The organism is Aquimarina macrocephali, from assembly GCF_051627225.1.
In the GTDB taxonomy this organism is placed as follows: domain Bacteria; phylum Bacteroidota; class Bacteroidia; order Flavobacteriales; family Flavobacteriaceae; genus Aquimarina; species Aquimarina macrocephali.
This window is the reverse complement of the sequence record NZ_CP151795.1, coordinates 4,548,187-4,565,176: the sequence shown is the minus strand read 5'-3', so window position 1 is coordinate 4,565,176 and position 16,990 is coordinate 4,548,187. Positions and strand designations below refer to the sequence as shown.

General features: G+C 30.8%; 15 protein-coding genes. 7 read left to right on the top strand and 8 right to left on the bottom strand.

The genetic code is table 11. The annotated features are described in order from the left end of the window. Positions 1 to 99 precede the first annotated feature (99 nt). The 5 genes from AAFU52_RS20265 to AAFU52_RS20245 all read left to right on the top strand — a co-directional run bounded on the left by AAFU52_RS20265 (position 100) and on the right by AAFU52_RS20245 (position 3,947). The gene (locus tag AAFU52_RS20265) at positions 100 to 648 is read left to right on the top strand and encodes an RNA polymerase sigma factor (protein WP_024769184.1); all 549 of its coding nucleotides are present in this window, start codon (positions 100 to 102) and stop codon (positions 646 to 648) included. Then, on the top strand, positions 645 to 1,205 hold the full coding sequence (locus AAFU52_RS20260; RefSeq protein ID WP_438423376.1) for a hypothetical protein: 561 nt from the start codon (positions 645 to 647) through the stop codon (positions 1,203 to 1,205). The genes AAFU52_RS20265 and AAFU52_RS20260 overlap by 4 nt, the downstream gene beginning before the upstream one ends. Continuing rightward, positions 1,186 to 2,277, top strand: a complete 1,092-nt coding sequence (locus AAFU52_RS20255) for a hypothetical protein (RefSeq protein ID WP_438423375.1) — start codon at positions 1,186 to 1,188, stop codon at positions 2,275 to 2,277. The genes AAFU52_RS20260 and AAFU52_RS20255 overlap by 20 nt, the downstream gene beginning before the upstream one ends. A gap of 28 nt (positions 2,278 to 2,305) precedes the next feature. Further along, complete coding sequence (locus AAFU52_RS20250) at positions 2,306 to 3,040, top strand: head GIN domain-containing protein (RefSeq protein WP_024769181.1); 735 nt, start codon at positions 2,306 to 2,308, stop codon at positions 3,038 to 3,040. Between the two features lie 169 nt (positions 3,041 to 3,209). Continuing rightward, complete coding sequence (locus AAFU52_RS20245) at positions 3,210 to 3,947, top strand: tyrosine-protein phosphatase (RefSeq protein ID WP_024769180.1); 738 nt, start codon at positions 3,210 to 3,212, stop codon at positions 3,945 to 3,947. Here the strand turns inward: AAFU52_RS20245 and AAFU52_RS20240 are convergent. From AAFU52_RS20240 to AAFU52_RS20225, 4 genes are all read right to left on the bottom strand, one after another. Beyond that, complete coding sequence (locus AAFU52_RS20240) at positions 3,944 to 6,304, bottom strand: GumC family protein (RefSeq protein ID WP_438423374.1); 2,361 nt, start codon at positions 6,302 to 6,304, stop codon at positions 3,944 to 3,946. The two genes, AAFU52_RS20245 and AAFU52_RS20240, sit on opposite strands and share 4 nt — an antisense overlap. A 7-nt stretch (positions 6,305 to 6,311) precedes the next feature. Then, complete coding sequence (locus tag AAFU52_RS20235) at positions 6,312 to 6,998, bottom strand: polysaccharide biosynthesis/export family protein (RefSeq protein ID WP_438423373.1); 687 nt, start codon at positions 6,996 to 6,998, stop codon at positions 6,312 to 6,314. 332 nt (positions 6,999 to 7,330) lie between these two features. After that, complete coding sequence (locus tag AAFU52_RS20230; protein WP_438423372.1) at positions 7,331 to 9,259, bottom strand: polysaccharide biosynthesis protein; 1,929 nt, start codon at positions 9,257 to 9,259, stop codon at positions 7,331 to 7,333. Further along, positions 9,256 to 10,389, bottom strand: coding sequence for a DegT/DnrJ/EryC1/StrS family aminotransferase (locus tag AAFU52_RS20225; protein ID WP_438423371.1), 1,134 nt, complete (start codon positions 10,387 to 10,389; stop codon positions 9,256 to 9,258). Before AAFU52_RS20225 ends, AAFU52_RS20230 begins: the two co-directional genes overlap by 4 nt. A gap of 774 nt (positions 10,390 to 11,163) precedes the next feature. Between AAFU52_RS20225 and AAFU52_RS20220 the strand changes: the two genes are divergently transcribed. Both AAFU52_RS20220 and AAFU52_RS20215 read left to right on the top strand, forming a co-directional pair. Next, complete coding sequence (locus AAFU52_RS20220) at positions 11,164 to 12,522, top strand: MBOAT family O-acyltransferase (RefSeq protein ID WP_438423370.1); 1,359 nt, start codon at positions 11,164 to 11,166, stop codon at positions 12,520 to 12,522. A gap of 54 nt (positions 12,523 to 12,576) precedes the next feature. Next, a complete protein-coding gene (locus AAFU52_RS20215; RefSeq protein ID WP_438423369.1) occupies positions 12,577 to 13,548 on the top strand; it encodes a hypothetical protein in 972 nt (323 codons plus the stop codon). On the opposite strand, the gene AAFU52_RS20210 is transcribed toward AAFU52_RS20215, so the two are convergent. Genes AAFU52_RS20210 through AAFU52_RS20195 form a run of 4 tightly spaced genes read right to left on the bottom strand, consistent with a single transcriptional unit; the run spans position 13,545 to position 16,959 of the window. Further along, on the bottom strand, positions 13,545 to 14,366 hold the full coding sequence (locus AAFU52_RS20210; protein ID WP_438423368.1) for a helix-turn-helix domain-containing protein: 822 nt from the start codon (positions 14,364 to 14,366) through the stop codon (positions 13,545 to 13,547). The two genes, AAFU52_RS20215 and AAFU52_RS20210, sit on opposite strands and share 4 nt — an antisense overlap. Continuing rightward, a complete protein-coding gene (locus AAFU52_RS20205; protein WP_438423367.1) occupies positions 14,367 to 14,645 on the bottom strand; it encodes a putative quinol monooxygenase in 279 nt (92 codons plus the stop codon). It abuts the gene before it with no gap. 53 nt (positions 14,646 to 14,698) lie between these two features. Further along, positions 14,699 to 15,874 carry a GNAT family N-acetyltransferase gene (locus AAFU52_RS20200; RefSeq protein WP_438423366.1) on the bottom strand — a complete coding sequence of 392 codons (1,176 nt, stop codon included), beginning with the start codon at positions 15,872 to 15,874 and terminating at the stop codon, positions 14,699 to 14,701. After that, positions 15,871 to 16,959: a GNAT family N-acetyltransferase gene (locus tag AAFU52_RS20195; RefSeq protein ID WP_438423365.1), complete on the bottom strand. Its 1,089-nt coding sequence runs from the start codon at positions 16,957 to 16,959 to the stop codon at positions 15,871 to 15,873. The genes AAFU52_RS20200 and AAFU52_RS20195 overlap by 4 nt, the downstream gene beginning before the upstream one ends. Positions 16,960 to 16,990: the final 31 nt, after the last annotated feature.

The following is a 16,990-nucleotide window of genomic DNA, read 5'->3' as shown; positions in this document are numbered from 1 at the left end:
TACATTTCAATTGTTATGCCACAAGTTTTAAAAAAAAAATTAAAAAACTGTAACAAAGCAATGCAATATATATCTTTATGTTAAAGTAAATTATATTTTTTGTCACTAACCCAACTAAATACAGAGCAATTAATTGCGAAATGTCGCGAGCAAGATCAAAATGCGCAGCTCGAAACATACAATCGTTATTATAAAGCAATGTACAATACAGCATTGAGAATCATAAAGGACACAGCAGAAGCTGAAGATATTATGCAAGAAGCTTTTTTAACAGCTTTTACAAAACTATCAATGCTAGAAGATAATAATATGTTTGGGGCCTGGTTAAAAAGGATTGTTATTAATGCCAGTTTAACCGCAACACGTAAAAAAGATGTTCATCGTGAGGTAGCCCTAGAAACTGTTGAGTATGCTCTTACAGATAGCGACGGAATTGTAGAAGAAGATCTTGCTTCTGTAAAAGTAAATACAGTACTAAATACACTAACTCAACTTAAAGACAGCTATAGTACAGCATTATCACTACACCTTATAGAAGGTTACGATTATGAAGAAATCTGTCAGATTATGAATATATCATATTCTAATTGTCGTACGCTTATTTCGCGCGCAAAAGAAAGCTTACGAAAAAAATTACAATTTGTATGAATACCGATAAAATAGAAAAGTTATTTAAACGTATGCAAAATCAATTAGACATACATGAACCTTCTACTAATCACCAAGTACGGTTTTTAGAAAAGTTGCAGCAACAAAACAAAGTTGTACAGTTGCAACCTAAAAAGGTGAATTGGTATAAACCACTTGCAATAGCTGCTTCGATTGCTATAGTATTTGGGATGGCAGCAATGACTTTTATGTTTAATCCAAAAGAAGAAGTAGATCTGGCAAATGTTTCTCCTCAAATGGAGGAAACTCAAAGCTTTTTTACCTCTGCTATTCAATTGCAACTCGAAGAAATCGATAAAGTTTCTTCTATAGAAACCAAAGAATTGGTTTTGGATGCAATGAATCAATTAGAAAAACTGGAATCTGATTATGAAACACTTAAAAAAGATCTCTTTCATAGTGGAAACGATAAACGTGTAATTAGCGCTATGATTAAGAACTTCCAGAAACGTGCAAATTTATTAGACGAAGTACTTCAAAAAATTAACAGCATTAACGAATTTAAATTAACAGAAAATGAAAACTTTATACTATAATATAATCCTCTTATTGATGATTCCTGCTCTGGCATTGGCCAATAATGGAGATCTGAAAGGAAAATATACTAAAGAAAAAATACTAAAAAAGGACTTCTCGGTTAACGCAGATGCCTTATTAAAAATCAGTAACGATTATGGTAACCTGGACATTACTTCCTGGAACGAAAATCGAATCGTTATGGAAATCACTATTGAAGTAAGTGGAAATAGTGAAGAAAAAGTGATCAAAAAACTTGAATCTATTGATGTTGAGTTTGATTCTTCTTCTCAAATGGTTAGCGCCAAAACTACTTTTAATAAAAATAATAGTTCCTGGTGGGATAAATGGACTAGCGGATGGAATAACAATATGAATATGAAAATCAATTATACTGTAAAAGTTCCTGTAACCAATAGCGTAGATTTTAATAATGATTACGGAAGCATCACTCTGGATAAAATAAAAGGTAGCGCTAAAATCAACTGTGATTACGGTCAAATTATTATTGGAGAGTTACTAGGAGATAACAATTATATCAACATAGATTATACTAACAATAGTACTATCTCTTATATGAAAAATGGAAAAATCAATGCAGACTATTCTGATTTTGAAGTTGGAAATGGTGATAGTATTGATCTTAATGCAGATTATACACAATCAAAGTTTAAATCTATAAAAAACTTGAACTACAACTGCGATTATGGTGGGATTCGAATAGAAAATGGTGGTAAAATAATAGGGTATTCAGATTATGTTAACACAAAAATTGGAAGTATTTCTGAAGAACTAAGCATTGATTCTGATTACGGATCTATCGAAGTGCGTTCATTACAACCAACCTTCAAAAATGTAACAATTAAAACAGATTATACCAGCGTTAATATTGGATATGAAGATGGATGTACTTTTGATTTTGCAATTAAGACATCCTATGGCGGCATTAAACTAGATGAAAGTATAAACGTACAAAAGAAATACGTTAAGGATTCTAAAAAAGATTATCAAGGATATAGTGGCCAAGCTAATAGTGGGAAAGCAATTAATATTACCTCTAGCTATGGTGGAATCAAATTAAGAAAAAACTAAACAAACAAAACACTAATACATCAATAAAATGAGAACAGCAGCATTTATTATAGGACTTACATTATGTAGTATAACTTCTCTGCAAGCACAATGGTGGGGAAATGGAAAAAAAATTAACGGTAATGGTAATTCTGTTACCAAAAACAGAACTACATCAGATTATGATCAGGTAAAAGTAAAAGGAAGCCTGGATGTATCCTTAATATCAGGTACAGAAGGAAAGATCACAATCAAGGGAGAAAGCAACCTTATTGATTATATAGAAACCAAGGTCGAAGGAGATGCTCTAAAAGTTTATGTAAAAAAAGGGTATTACCTAAAACCTTCTATAGGAAAAAAACTAATTATTACAGTTCCTTTTAAAGATCTAACTCAAGTTACACTCTCAGGGTCAGGGGATGTATATAGCTCTGACCCAATTAAGGCCTCTGATTTTAAAACTGGAGTATCTGGGTCTGGTGATGTTAAACTTGTTGTAGATGCAGAAAACATATGGGGACAAGTATCTGGGTCTGGTGATCTGGCTTTAAAAGGAAGCACAGGCACTTTTAATGGAAATGTATCTGGATCTGGTGATCTTTCTGCATATGAGTTAAATGCAAAGAATGTAACAGCTACTGTATCTGGATCTGGCGATATCGAAGTAATGGCTACTACCTATTTAAAGGCTCGTGTATCTGGATCTGGTGACATATTCTATAAAGGAGACCCGCAAAAAGAAGATAAAAAAGTATCTGGATCAGGAGATATTACAAAAAGATAGTATTAAGATAACTATCAAATAAAGTAAACTGTTTAAGAATCTCTATTCTTAAACAGTTTTTTTATGAATAATAAATCTCTATTTTTACATTTTACTTGTTATAAAGCACTAATAATGTTATTATGACAGGTGTATTTTATTTTACGTTCACCCCAAAACAAAAATCAAATTGCGGTTCTTATCAAAAAAAGATATTCCTTTTAAAGAAATTGTACCCGATGGCTACATTGATATTCATTCACATTTGCTTCCGGGTATTGATGATGGAGTTAAGACAATTTATCAATCCGGCTATATCTTGGAACAATTTGAAAATTTTGGTTTTAAAAAAGCAATTACTACTCCCCATATAATGCAAGATATATGGCCAAATTCTTCGCAAACTATAACTAGTAATTTAGAAAAACTTAAAGAGGTTCTTCCTCCTCTTGGGATAACAAAAATAGAACTACAGGCAAGTGCAGAATATATGATGGACGATTTGTTTTATGAACGTATAAAAAATAATGACATTTTACCATTACACAAAAATTATATCCTGGTCGAAATGTCTACTTTTGCCCCTCCTATTAATCTAAGCGAAATCTTATTCGAAATCAAATTAGCAGGATATATTCCTATTTTGGCGCATCCAGAACGGTATTCTTTTTATCAAGATGATCTAAAAAAATATGATGAATTAAAAGAATCCGGTTTTCTATTTCAGGTTAACCTATTATCAATATCAGGATATTATGGTGAGCAAATAAAATCCTTTGCTAAAAAACTGATAGATCAAGGGTATATCGACTTTACCGGTACAGATGTACACAACTATCATCAATTAGAAGTCCTTGAAAAAGGATTTGATTATAAAGTTGCTAAAAAGATTACTTCGTTAATGAAAAACAATATCGAGTTTTCTTAATTCTTTTTACCATAACCGTATCCATAGTTATAACCAGTTTTATTACCAGCGGCATTAAGTAAAACTGCAATATTTGGTAAACGTTTTTCTCTATAGAAATTTTCTGGAACCTGTAATACTCTTTTATCAGAATAATTTTCTCTTACGATATAAATACTTAAATCAGCATGTTTTGCTATTAAAAGAGTATCGGTTACAAGACTAACAGGAGCAGTATCTACAACAATATAATCATAGTGCTCTTCTAAGTACTTAAACATTACATTCACTCTTTCCTGCATTAGAAGCTCTGCTGGGTTAGGCGGTATTGCTCCAGACGGTATAATATCAAATGAATCTTCTTTCTTATATTTATATATAATATCTTCTGGAGTTAACTCATCATTCATTATAAAATTAGTAAGTCCTTTAGAATCTTTCCCATTAGGCAACTCAAAAAACTGATGAAATTTAGGATCTCTTAAATCAGTACCTAAAAAAGCTACTTTCTTTCCTGAAATAGCTAAAGTTTTAGTCAAATTTGAAGAGATTAAAGTCTTTCCTTCTCCAGAAATAGTAGACGTAACAAAAATAACTTTCCCTTTAGTTTTATTAATCCCTGCCATTAGGAAATCTAAATTAGTTCTTAAGATCCTAAATGCCTCTGCTATTCCTGATCTATCATTTTGCGAAATCAAGATTTTATTTTTAGATTTCACCTTTGGTATAGATCCAATAATTGGCATAGAAAGTACTTTTTCAAGATCTTCTCTCGAACTTACTTTTACATTCAATAAATCTGAAGTATAAATAATAAGAAAAGGCAATATCAAACCAAGAAAGAAAGCTCCTGCATATATTGTTTTCTTATTTGGAGATACTGGATATGACCCCAATGTAGATGCTTTATCTATTACTCTGGCATTAGAAAGAGTAATATGGCTTTTTATCTCTGCTTCTTCTCTTTTTTGAAGTAGGTAAAGATATAATTGTTCTTTTATAGTCTGCTCCCGCTCAATAGCTCTAATATCTTTTTGTCGTGTTGGCGCACTATATATCTGACCTCCAAAATATTGATTTTGAGTATTTAAGCTTCGTAATTGACCGTTAAGTGAGTTTTTTAAGCTATTTAAACTTCCTATCAAAACTTGTCTTAATCCACCAATTTGCTGATCTATATTTACAACAACAGGATTCCTTATACTCGAAGTTTTTAACAAACGTTGTCTCTGAAGAATTAACCCATTATATCTTGATATTGTTGTAGCAACTGTTGGATCACTAAATCCTGAATTAGATTGTGGTACAAGATCAAACTTACCCTCTTGGCTAAGTACAAACTTTCGCATCGATTCTATAAAATAAAGCTGTGTATTTAATCGTGCTATTTCTTGAGAGTTTTTTGTATCTAAATCAGAGAATTGCTGGGCTTGAACTGCCACATCACTACTAGTCAATCCTCTACTAGATTGATAAGTTGCAGCTTGATCATCTACTTGAGTCAAATCTCCTGAAATAAGCTCTAAACGATCATTTATAAAATCTGCGGTTCTTGCCGAAGCTAGTTTTTTATTTTCTATGGTCGCCTTGTTGTATTCTTCTACAAGATCGTTAATAATATCTTTTGCTTTTTCCTTTACCGGGTCGTTTAATGACAATCTAACAATTGATGAGCCTTTACCTGGTATAATAGATAACCTGTTTCTATACGATTCTGCAACAAATTTTACTGGTGTTATTATAATTTTTATGATCTTACCACTATTAGCATCCATAGTATCCACACTTGGTGTAATAATAATATCTCCAACACTAGTAGTTATTGTTTTCCCAAAGGAGTGATCACTTAGTTTTTGATCTTTTTCATCTAAAAAAGAAAACGTGGTACCAGAATCAATTCGTACATGAAAGACCTTTGATTTTTTATGTACTATAGAATCATCTGATAAAAAGTTGATTTCAATAAGTGATTTTGGATAGTTCTCTACTTCTAAAATTCTTCCTTCACTAAAATATCGAACATTGAGTTTCAAATTATTAACCACATTGGTCAATAATGTTCTTGATTTAATAATCTGAATTTCATTCTCAATTTTATTCTGTCCATCATCTAATATCCCAAGATCTTTAAATGCAGATAATTCAGATTCACTCATACTTTCATCCTGAGAAATCGCAATGGTAGAAGAAACATTGTACTGAGGGATTGTATATCTTACTTTAACATACGCTAAAGAAACAAAAACAAAGACACTTAGCACAAACCAATACCAATGTCTAAGGTATTTTATAATCTGATCTCTAAGATTAAAACTAAATCCAGAAGACGAATCAAAATTAGTACCCTTTGTAGGAGTATTATTGGTATTAGAAATCATATGTTTATTATCTTATGACCAGAGTAACTACAGATAAAACAACACCAACTATACTGATAATTATACCAAGGGTGTTGTTACGTGTTTTGGATTCTTTTATTCTTGAGTCATTTGGCTCAACATAAAGAACATCATTTTGTGCTAAATAGTATACAGGAGATTCAAAAATTGATTTAGAAGTAAGGTCTACACGATGATATGTATTTACTCCTTCATTTTCTCTAATGATTATTACATTTTCTCTTCTTCCCTTAATCGTCATATCTCCTGCCAAACCAAGAGCTTCAATAATAGTAACTCTTTCATTAGGAATTGTATAAGACCCTGGTTTTGAAACTTCTCCCATAACAGTAATTTTAAAGTTTTTTAATCTTACACTTACTATAGGATCATTAATATATATTTTTAGTTTTTCTTTAATCACTTCTTTAGCTTCAATTCGAGTTAAGCCAGCAATCTTTAGCTCCCCTAAAACAGGAAAATCAATATTCCCTTCTTCATTTATCAAGTAAGTAGGTTCTCCTGTCCCTGCAGAGCTTGTATCTCCCCCACCGCTTTCTCCTAATGAAGAAGAGCCTTGCATTAGATTAAATGGCCTTACTGCATCCATATCTGCTGCTGAAACCATTATCCCAACGATATCATCAACTTTAAAAACAGAAGTAAAAGAATTTGTTGAAGAAATCTTCTCCAAATTTGCAGAATTTTGAAAATAAACCACATTCTCGGGTACTTTACAGGAAAAAACTGATATTAATACCGTAAATAATAACAAAAATCTACATCGCATATTTTAATACTTTATAAGTAAGCCTTTTAATAAGTTACAAAAATATAACTTTATTTAATTTAGCAATGAGATTTTGCTTTATCTATACTTTTTTCCTTTCATGTGTTCTAAAAGAACACCATAAAACATATAGGCAAGTCTATTCCCCTAGACAAGCCGATCTCTTTTTACTAAAAATGTTTTGAAGGTATTTTTTCCCTTACTATTATAATACCTCTATATTGTTGTATCAAGTACTATGCAAGAACTTTTTGCTTACCTCGAATACTTTTTTTGTTAATTTTATCGATACTCTCAAAAGTAGAATTGTTAGAAATAAATTCTGGAACAATCTCTTTTAATTTCCCTACAATTTGATGATCCTGACTCAATAAATTCATAATACAAAGGTCATCAATTTTATCTTTTATCAATATACAATCATCATCATCAAATCTACTTATCATTATTTTTTTATGATATGTTGGTAATGTATTTTCTGTATCAGCCAGAAGTTCTTCATATAATTTCTCTCCTGGTCTAAGGCCAGTTATTTTTATATCTATATCTTCTGGGTACCTAAGGCCCGATAATCGTATCATTTTCTTTGCCAGGTCAAAAATCTTCACAGATTCTCCCATATCAAAAATAAATATTTCACCTCCATTACCCATTGTTCCTGCTTCTATGACTAATTGAGAAGCTTCTGGTATGGTCATAAAGAAACGGGTTACATCTTTATGAGTAACTGTTAATGGTCCTCCTTTTTGGATTTGTTTTTTAAATAATGGAATAACAGATCCATTCGATCCCAATACATTTCCGAATCTAGTGGTAATGAATTTAGTTTTACTCTTACTGTTAATACATTTTATATACATTTCGGCAACTCTCTTAGTTGCCCCCATTACGTTTGTAGGGTTAACTGCTTTATCTGTAGACACAAAAACAAACTTATCTACACCAAACTCAGATGATAAGTCTGCTAGCTTTCTGGTTCCAAGTACATTAATTTTAATTGCCTCACAAGGATTATTTTCCATAAGAGGAACATGCTTATATGCTGCAGCATGAAAAACCATATTAGGTCTATATTTTTCGAATATAGTTTCTACTCTCTGATGATCTCTTATATCAGCAACAATAGGCGTAAAATTAGCTACTCCTTTACTTAACAACTCTTGTTGTAAATCATATAAAGGAGATTCTGCCTGATCAACCAAAACAAGATGTTTATAGTTATAAAATGAAGCTTGTCTTACTATTTCGCTTCCTATTGATCCAGCTGCTCCTGTTATCAAAATCACCTTATCATTAAGCTCTTGTGTAATATTTTGATTATCCATATTAATAGGAGCTCTTTCTAACAAGTCTTCTATTTGAATTTCTTTAATCTGAGAAACCTTTAATTTACCATCAATCCAATCATTTACTGCTGGTATTATTTTAACAGTAACTTGCAGTTTAAGTAAATTATCAGAAATTTCTGAGAGTCTTTTTTTACTTATATGTGGAATTGATACAACGATCTCCTTAATATTGTTCTTTGTAATAAAGCTTTGATCGATCATTCCCGAAGGATATACCTTAATCCCATTAATTGTTTTACCAATTTTTTGAGAATTATCATCAACAAAACCAACTACAGATAAGGATCTGTTAGAATCATTAGTAACCGCTGCAAGGGTTATTAACCCAGAATCTCCAGCCCCGTAAATCAATATTCTAGAAGTTTCTCCTATTTTTGACTTCACATAGTAGTAGCAATATTTAAATACCAAACGACTTGTAGTAAGTGTTATAATATTTAATAAATAGTGCACACAAATTATAGATACCGGAATATTCAATAATTCTGGCAATAGTGCTAACCTACTGGATGCCATAAAAAATCCCATTAAACTAATCAAGATAGTTACAGCAACAAACAGGTTATAAGCATCTCTCATTCCTGTATGTCTAACCACTCCTTTATAGGATCCTATCATTAAAAAACTTAAGGTAGATAAACCAGCTATAATTGGTAATTGGTATATTAAATTAGTGGTATCAAAATTTAGTGTGATTCCAAATCTAATGACGTACGCCAAAAAGAAATTAAAGATCGTAATTAACACATCAATTGATAAAACAAGCCATTTAGATGCGTGTTTATGCGAATTATTTATAAGGTAGCTCTTTATCATCTCAATACATTTTTAATTACTGATACAATTCTATATAAATCATCTTCTTCAAGATTAGACCCGCTGGGTAAGCAAAGGCCTCGATCAAATAGGTCATCAGAAATTCCATTGAGGTAAGCATCACAATCTGCAAATACAGCTTGTTGATGCATGGGCTTCCATAACGGTCTTGATTCTATGTTTTCTTCTGCTAATGATAACCGTATTCCTTCTCTTAGTTTATAAGAGCTGGTTTCTACACAGGTTAACCATCTATTAGAATGATATCCAGAAGGTTCTTCCAAAAATTTTATATCAGAGGAATCTTCAAGATTCTTTTTGTAAAATTCAAAATTACTACGTCTATTATTAACATGGGCATCTAAAACTTCCATCTGCCCTCTTCCTATACCTGCAGTAATATTGCTCATTCTGTAATTATATCCTATTTCAGAATGTTCATAATGAGGTGCATTGTCTCTGGCTTGAGTTGCCAAAAAAATGGCTTTATCTTTATATTCTTGTTTTTTAGAAACAAGTGATCCACCTCCAGAGGTAGTTATAATCTTATTCCCATTAAAAGAAAGGATTGCGATATCTCCAAAAGTCCCACAGTTAATTCCTTGATAAGAACTTCCTAAGGCTTCTGCACTATCTTCTAATATTGGAATTTTGTATTCTGAAGCAATATTGTGAATAGCATCTATATTATATGGCATTCCATATAAATGAACGGCAATAATTGCTTTAGGCTTTTTACCTTTTGCAATTCTGTCTTTTATTGCTATCTCTAATTGGTCTGGACATAGATTCCAGGTGCTTCTCTCGCTATCTACAAATACCGGTTTAGCTCCAAGATATACTATTGGATTTGCAGAAGCAGCAAATGTCATACTTTGGCATAACACCTCATCACCTACTGTAACACCAAGTAGTTTTAACCCAAGGTGTAATGCAGCTGTACCAGAGCTTAATGCTGCAGCATAAACATCTTCTCCAAGATAACTTTCAATATCACTTTCAAATCCATTAACGTTTGGACCCAAAGGTGCTACCCAGTTTGTGTCGAATGCTTCTTTTACAAATTTTTGCTCTGATCCACCCATATGCGGTGAAGAAAGCCATATTTTTTTTGAATCAATTATATTCATAATTTTCCCATTAATAATGAACAATAATTTCCTATTGACATAATAATTATATAACGCATATAATCACTAGTCAAATCTTTTTGATGACAATCTAAAAAACGCTGGAAGAAGGGGGGTAGAACTTCCTTTTTTGAACTTACTTTATATTTGTTTTCCAAGGCTAAAATAGTCTAGTTAAATCAATTAACAACTCAAAATCTAATTTTTTAGACAGAATACTAGAAAAAAACGTTCAATGACTCACGTTTGCCTAAATATCATCTCATAATACGGAAATCCCGTAAGAAAAGTATTATAGATATGTCATAAAACTACTTGTAATAAAAAACGAATTTAAATTCAAAATCCTATTTTATCACAAAATTAAACATAACACATCCTCTAAATTCATTTTTCATATTACTTTTTTGTAAACTATTTTGGGTAGTACAAGTATACCTTAATAATTAATTAATTTTATGGGTGTAACACCTATTTATGAATAGGGTCATTTCCCCTACTCCCCATTATTCTTTTTATCAAAAAGCCTATTGTTTTGCATGAATTAAAAAAATAACTTAACAAATATTTGATTTATAGAATTAAATACACAAAATTTATACCCTTCAAGAGCAATGAGATTTTTTCATAAAATTTCTTTGCATAATCCTTCCCCGAATTTTATAATTATATAAAGTATAGATGTTATTTAATTCTTTAGATTTTTTCATATTTCTGCCAGTCGTTTTTGTTCTCTACTGGTTTATTTTCTATAAAAAAATTCAAATTCAGAATTTGTTCATACTCATTGCCAGTTATATTTTTTATGGCTTATGGGATTGGAGGTTTCTATTTCTTATACTTGCAAGTACCCTTGTTGATTTTTTTATTGGTCAAACTATTTATACAAATGATTCTACTGTAAAAAGAAAAGCTTGGTTATGGGTAAGTGTTATTTTCAACATCGGCCTTTTAGGTTTCTTTAAATATTATAATTTCTTTATAGGGTCCTGGGTAGATTTTCTTTCTATTTTCGGATACGAACTTAAAAGCACATGGACATTACAGATTATTTTACCTGTAGGGATATCTTTTTATACGTTTCAAACAATGTCGTATTCATTAGATATCTATTATAAAAGATTAACACCTACCAAGAATTTTATTGCATTTGCCACATTTGTTAGTTTTTTCCCTCAATTGGTTGCCGGCCCTATAGAAAGGGCTTCTAATCTCTTATCACAAATCACTACTAAAAGAATTTTTAATTACACACAATGTACTGAAGGTCTAAGACTTATACTTTGGGGATTATTTAAAAAAGTGGTTATTGCAGATTCTATTGCTCCTATTGTAGATGATATCTTTCTTAATTATAGTGATTATTCTGCTTCTACTTTAATCCTTGGTGTATCTCTTTTTAGTTTTCAGGTTTATGGAGATTTTAGTGGGTATTCTGATATCGCTATAGGAACTGCCAAACTATTTGGAATAGAATTAATGTCTAACTTTAAGTTTCCTACATTTTCTAGAAACGTTGCAGAATATTGGCAGCGATGGCACGTTTCTTTATCCACCTGGTTTAGGCACTATGTATACATTCCTCTTGGCGGAAGCAGAGTGAGTAAACTTAAATCGGTGAGAAATATTATTATTATTTTCTTGGTGAGTGGCTTTTGGCATGGTGCAAACTGGACTTTTATCGTATGGGGAGCAATTCATGCAGCTTTATACATTCCTGTTTTTTTAATGGGGAGAAATCGCATTTACATGAATACAGTTGTGGCAGAAAATCGTTGGTTCCCCTCTTTAACAGAAATCTTACAAATTTTACTTACTTTTTCATTAGTTACATTCTCTAGAGTATTCTTTAGATCTGAGTCAATTACTGATGCTTTTGGATTTTTAGAACAGATGTATTCTAATTTTTCATATGAAACCTATCAACATCCATTAGGGTATCGTATGATAGATTATTTTATCTTGTTAAGCCTTTTTATTCTATATGAATTTAGAATCAGAAGAGATGAGCGCTCACCATTTAAATTTAAGTCAAGAATTGTGAGATTTGTCGCATATACTTTAGTAATTTTAGGAATGTTACTATTCTTTGATGACAATATAGACAGATCATTTATTTATTTTCAGTTTTAAATAAAAATAGATAATGACATCAAAAATAGCATTACGACATAACTTTAAAATCACATGAAAAAACTTATAATCAAAAGCATCTTATATGTTTTTCTAATACTAATTGTATTAGAAGGGTTAGTACGTGTTTTTCATTTAGGAAAAGATACTCCTACTCGATTTCTCGATGAACACAAAGTCGAAAAATGGAAGCCTAATCAAAATGGTTTTTCAGTTACCGGAAACAGAAGACAAAATTTCTCAGAATATCATATTAATACGACAGGGTATAATTCCTACAGAGAATTTACTCCAACAAAAGATAAAGTAGAAATAGCACTGGTTGGAGATTCATTTATAGAAGGGTTTCACCAAAACTACTACAACTCTATTGGTAAAAAGATTGAGAATGCTCTCCCAGAGATCGAAGTATATGAATATGGATATGCTGGGTATGACTTTGCAGATCAACTGCACCTTGTGCATTCGTATGCATCTCAATTCGACCTTATTGACCACATTATTTTAGGTATAAAATTCTCTAACGATTTAACTCGCGCAGAATACCAGGTCGTCAATAGTCGATTGGCTTTAGAATCGCCTATAAACAGAATGCTAAAAAAAAGTAAACTAATAGTATACTGCAAAAGTATTGGGATTTTGGATCCTCCTCAAGAACTAATGTACCGATTGATTAATGCTCTTAAACCTAAAAAAAAGACGGTTCTTAAAGATGATACTGAAATTTTAAAAATCAAAAATCAAAATGAAAGGAAGTATCTGGAAAATTTTAAAAGTTTGGTTTCTAAATATGGATATGATAAGAAACGATTTACACTTCTTTTAGATTCAAGAATAACAAGTCCTTTATTTTTATCGTATTTAGAAGAAAATAAATATAATTATATTGACTTCTCTACTTCTTTTGAAACCTCTGATCGTTCTACTACTTTAATCTATGACAGACACTGGAACAATCACGGTAGAGATGTCATAGCAAAGAATATTACTCAATATTTAAGAGATACTAATTTTATAAAGAATTAATATTTTCCTGGTGCTTTTATCGATTTATCATAAAAGTGATGATCATAATTCTTTGTTATAAAATAATCAGTAGGTTTTTCTCCGGCAAAAAATTGAAATTCATTAATAAAATGGCTTTGATCATAATAACCATGATCTAATGCAGTAGATAAATATTCAGGATTCCTGTTTAATAGTATTTTTTTTACGGTTGCTTCAAACCGTATGATTCGTTGAATTTTTTTTGGTGTAATCCCAAATTGGGACTTAAAATTTCTTTCAAACTGGCGATAACCCAAATTGGTATAAGCAGCTAATTCTTTTAAAGAAATTGAATTATACTGTTTATATAAAGAATACATAATAGTATCCCATTTATCATTTTGTTTATCATGGAAACCACACAAGCACTCAAGCAAAAAAGATTCTATACATTTAATTTTGTCATTAATAGTACGGCACTCATCTAGCTTCTCCAAAAAACCTCTACCACTAGATCCCCAAATATCCTGGACAGAAGCAAATTGATTATTTAACTCCAGATATGGGATTGAAGAAAAGTGACGAAAAGCTCCACTTTTAAATCGAACTGATATAAAAGAAACCTCACTGGACTCATCTATATGTAATATTGAATTTCTAGGACAAATAATATGTGCATTATCACATTTATGATTATTCATTAGAAGTGGTTCATGAGTATGAAACAACAATTCTAATCCAGCACCGGGTAAAATCGCAGGTAATTTAAATTCTCTCGAATGCTTTAATACATAAATTCGGTCGACATATTTTGACAAACTTTTATTGGGTCTATATGACGTTTTATTGATTAACAATTAGAAGACTTCTATTACTGGTTCTGATGTAAGTTGTGAAGACACAAGTGAAATAAACTCATTAAAATGATTAGAAGAATTATGCGCATCAACTGCATCCGTATTCGTATATTCTTCATAAAAAACGAATTCTGTAACCACCCCTATTTCTTGATATAAACGATAGGTCATACAACCTTCTTCTAAATTACTTTCCTGAACCATTTTTTTTGCATAAGTCAAAAATTGTTCAACACTTTCTTTCTGTACACTTAACCGTGCTATAATTGTTTTTTTCATATCACAAATATATACCGACTTAACATATCTGGATTGTAAAAAAACGACATCATTTAAGAAATATGCGAACCAGTTTCAAAAACTATTTTTTGCATCTTCGATTTCCCAATAATCAAATACGTGTTTTCTTCTTCTAGAACTTTTAATACACCCACATTTGATACATGTTCTATACTAGTATATAAAAAGTCAAACACAATTTTTCTTAAAAAACTATACTCGGCACTATTATAATCTACTGTAGGATATTGCTTATCATGGTCTACCTCTACTATAGGCAATGCTTTATACTCTAACTCCTGTGTGACAACAGTATTCTTTTTACGTTTTGCTTTATATTTTTTATACCGAACATAAGCTATTTTAAAAACAAACTCTTTAAAACTCACTTTTAAATATTCTGTAGAAGCACTAATAGCAGCAGAAATAGATTTTTTGGGATAGATAATTTGATGTTCAAAATTATAGATATGGTTGCACCACTCTCGCTTATAAGTAAGGTCTCCCATCCCCATCTCATAAGACTTATGATTATTTGCAATACACCAATCTAGTTTTTTATAAATCTCTACACTTCCTAAACTAAATTTCCCATAGTCAATATCATATGATGATATTGCGCTAAATAATCGTCCACAAAAATGGTGATTAAGTGATATCACTATTGGATTATCATTATCATAAACCACAAATAATGATGCTTTTTTTTGATTGATTAAAGAAAAATACATGCTTTTATAGTGATCCCATCGAATAAGGCTTTGGCTTACATCATTACGTTGTTTAAATCTTCTGATCAGCATTTTTTCTAAACAATCCATTAATACATCATATTCCTCCTCTTCTATTGCACCATAATATGTTTTGTATGAAATCTGAAAACACGACTCGAGTCTTTTCACTCTTCTTCTTATTCCTTTTGCATTACTTCTGAAACGATATTTTATATAAGCATCTGCACTAGCAAAACCATCCAGGAAAATAGCATAACCTTTAAAAAACTGATCAACTTTTTTTAGATTAAACACTTCTTTATTAAGTTCTGGTTTTAAGTAATCTGCTATAAAGAAAACTGAGTAAACTGTATCGGGATTATTTACTAGCTCATCATCATAATCCGGATTAATTAACTGCTCTTCGCTTTCTAAATAGTTAATCTTCGGAAATACTTTTGGTATCAATCCTTTTTCAAAAAGTTCAAAAAAATAATCTATCTGGACCTTTTTCATATACTTAATCTATAAAAAGGGAAAAAATAATCTTTTACATTTTCTTTATGAATCTGAGAATATTCTGCATTAGCAGATAAACATAACTCATCATAAACTTTTTCATTAATTATTTTTCTACCCGTGTGAAAAATCACATCTTCATCCTTTGGAAAAAGTGACTTTTTATGCTTATACAACCCGTCACCATCTTTCATACCTCCTCCTAAGACATAGTGTTTGATCTTATTCGTGATCGCCCACTCTATAATTTTTACTCTAAGAAAATCATTAGGTCTATAACTAAAATACTCTGCATTAGTTCCTCCAAGAAATGCAAAAATAGTATCCTTGTAGCCAATGATAAGCTCAATCGAAATTGGAATATCCTCATAATATGCAATTGCAATAGAGAAATTACCTAAATTTGATAATATTAGATTTTCAAAATAAACATTGGAGAAAAAATAAATACGATCAGCATTATTACGATTCATCGTATTTACATAAATATCATTAAAGATTTTAATGATATCTTTTGTTATTTCATTCTGATGAAATATTTTAAATTCTAAATTATGATTTACTGCCTTTCTGTAATTGTTTCTAACTTTAGGTAAAAATGCTACCCATTGATCGTCAAAATTCTCTAAAAGATGCCCTCTTACATTTGACAATGTATTAGTTAGACATCCCGAATATTTTTTATGATTTCCATTTAGGCTAAATCGAATGAACTCTGTTATTACATTATGATCCTTATACCATTGGTCAACATTGTTCCAAAATTGGGCAATATCTTCTTCTTCTAAAGTATCATTAAACAAAGGGCCACTATAGCCATACGGGCTTATAACATCAAAATACGGATATTTCTGATCTTTGACTTTTATTTCTCTAAAAACAAAAGGCATTAGAATAACAGGCTCGTTATTTTTTTCGAATAAAAAATATTTCAGCTTGTCAGGATCCTTCTCAAAATGTAACAAGTGCTCTGGAGAATAGTACACATTATTGTTCCATTTTTTCTGAAGGAGCGTCTTATATTCTATGATGTCTGAATTCTCATCAAGGTTTTTAATTAACAGTTTGTAATTTTGCTCCAATTGTAAAAATATTAGTTAGGTATGGTTGTTT

Excerpts from the sequence above, each read along its gene's own strand:
- AAFU52_RS20260 (WP_438423376.1), top strand. The coding sequence starts at position 645 with ATGAATACCGATAAAATAGAAAAGTTATTTAAACGTATGCAAAATCAA.
- AAFU52_RS20200 (WP_438423366.1), bottom strand. The coding sequence starts at position 15,874 with ATGAAAAAGGTCCAGATAGATTATTTTTTTGAACTTTTTGAAAAAGGA.
- AAFU52_RS20205 (WP_438423367.1), bottom strand. The coding sequence starts at position 14,645 with ATGAAAAAAACAATTATAGCACGGTTAAGTGTACAGAAAGAAAGTGTT.
- AAFU52_RS20240 (WP_438423374.1), bottom strand. The coding sequence starts at position 6,304 with ATGATTTCTAATACCAATAATACTCCTACAAAGGGTACTAATTTTGAT.
- AAFU52_RS20255 (WP_438423375.1), top strand. The coding sequence starts at position 1,186 with ATGAAAACTTTATACTATAATATAATCCTCTTATTGATGATTCCTGCT.
- AAFU52_RS20250 (WP_024769181.1), top strand. The coding sequence starts at position 2,306 with ATGAGAACAGCAGCATTTATTATAGGACTTACATTATGTAGTATAACT.
- AAFU52_RS20225 (WP_438423371.1), bottom strand. The coding sequence starts at position 10,389 with ATGAATATAATTGATTCAAAAAAAATATGGCTTTCTTCACCGCATATG.
- AAFU52_RS20230 (WP_438423372.1), bottom strand. The coding sequence starts at position 9,259 with ATGATAAAGAGCTACCTTATAAATAATTCGCATAAACACGCATCTAAA.
- AAFU52_RS20215 (WP_438423369.1), top strand. The coding sequence starts at position 12,577 with ATGAAAAAACTTATAATCAAAAGCATCTTATATGTTTTTCTAATACTA.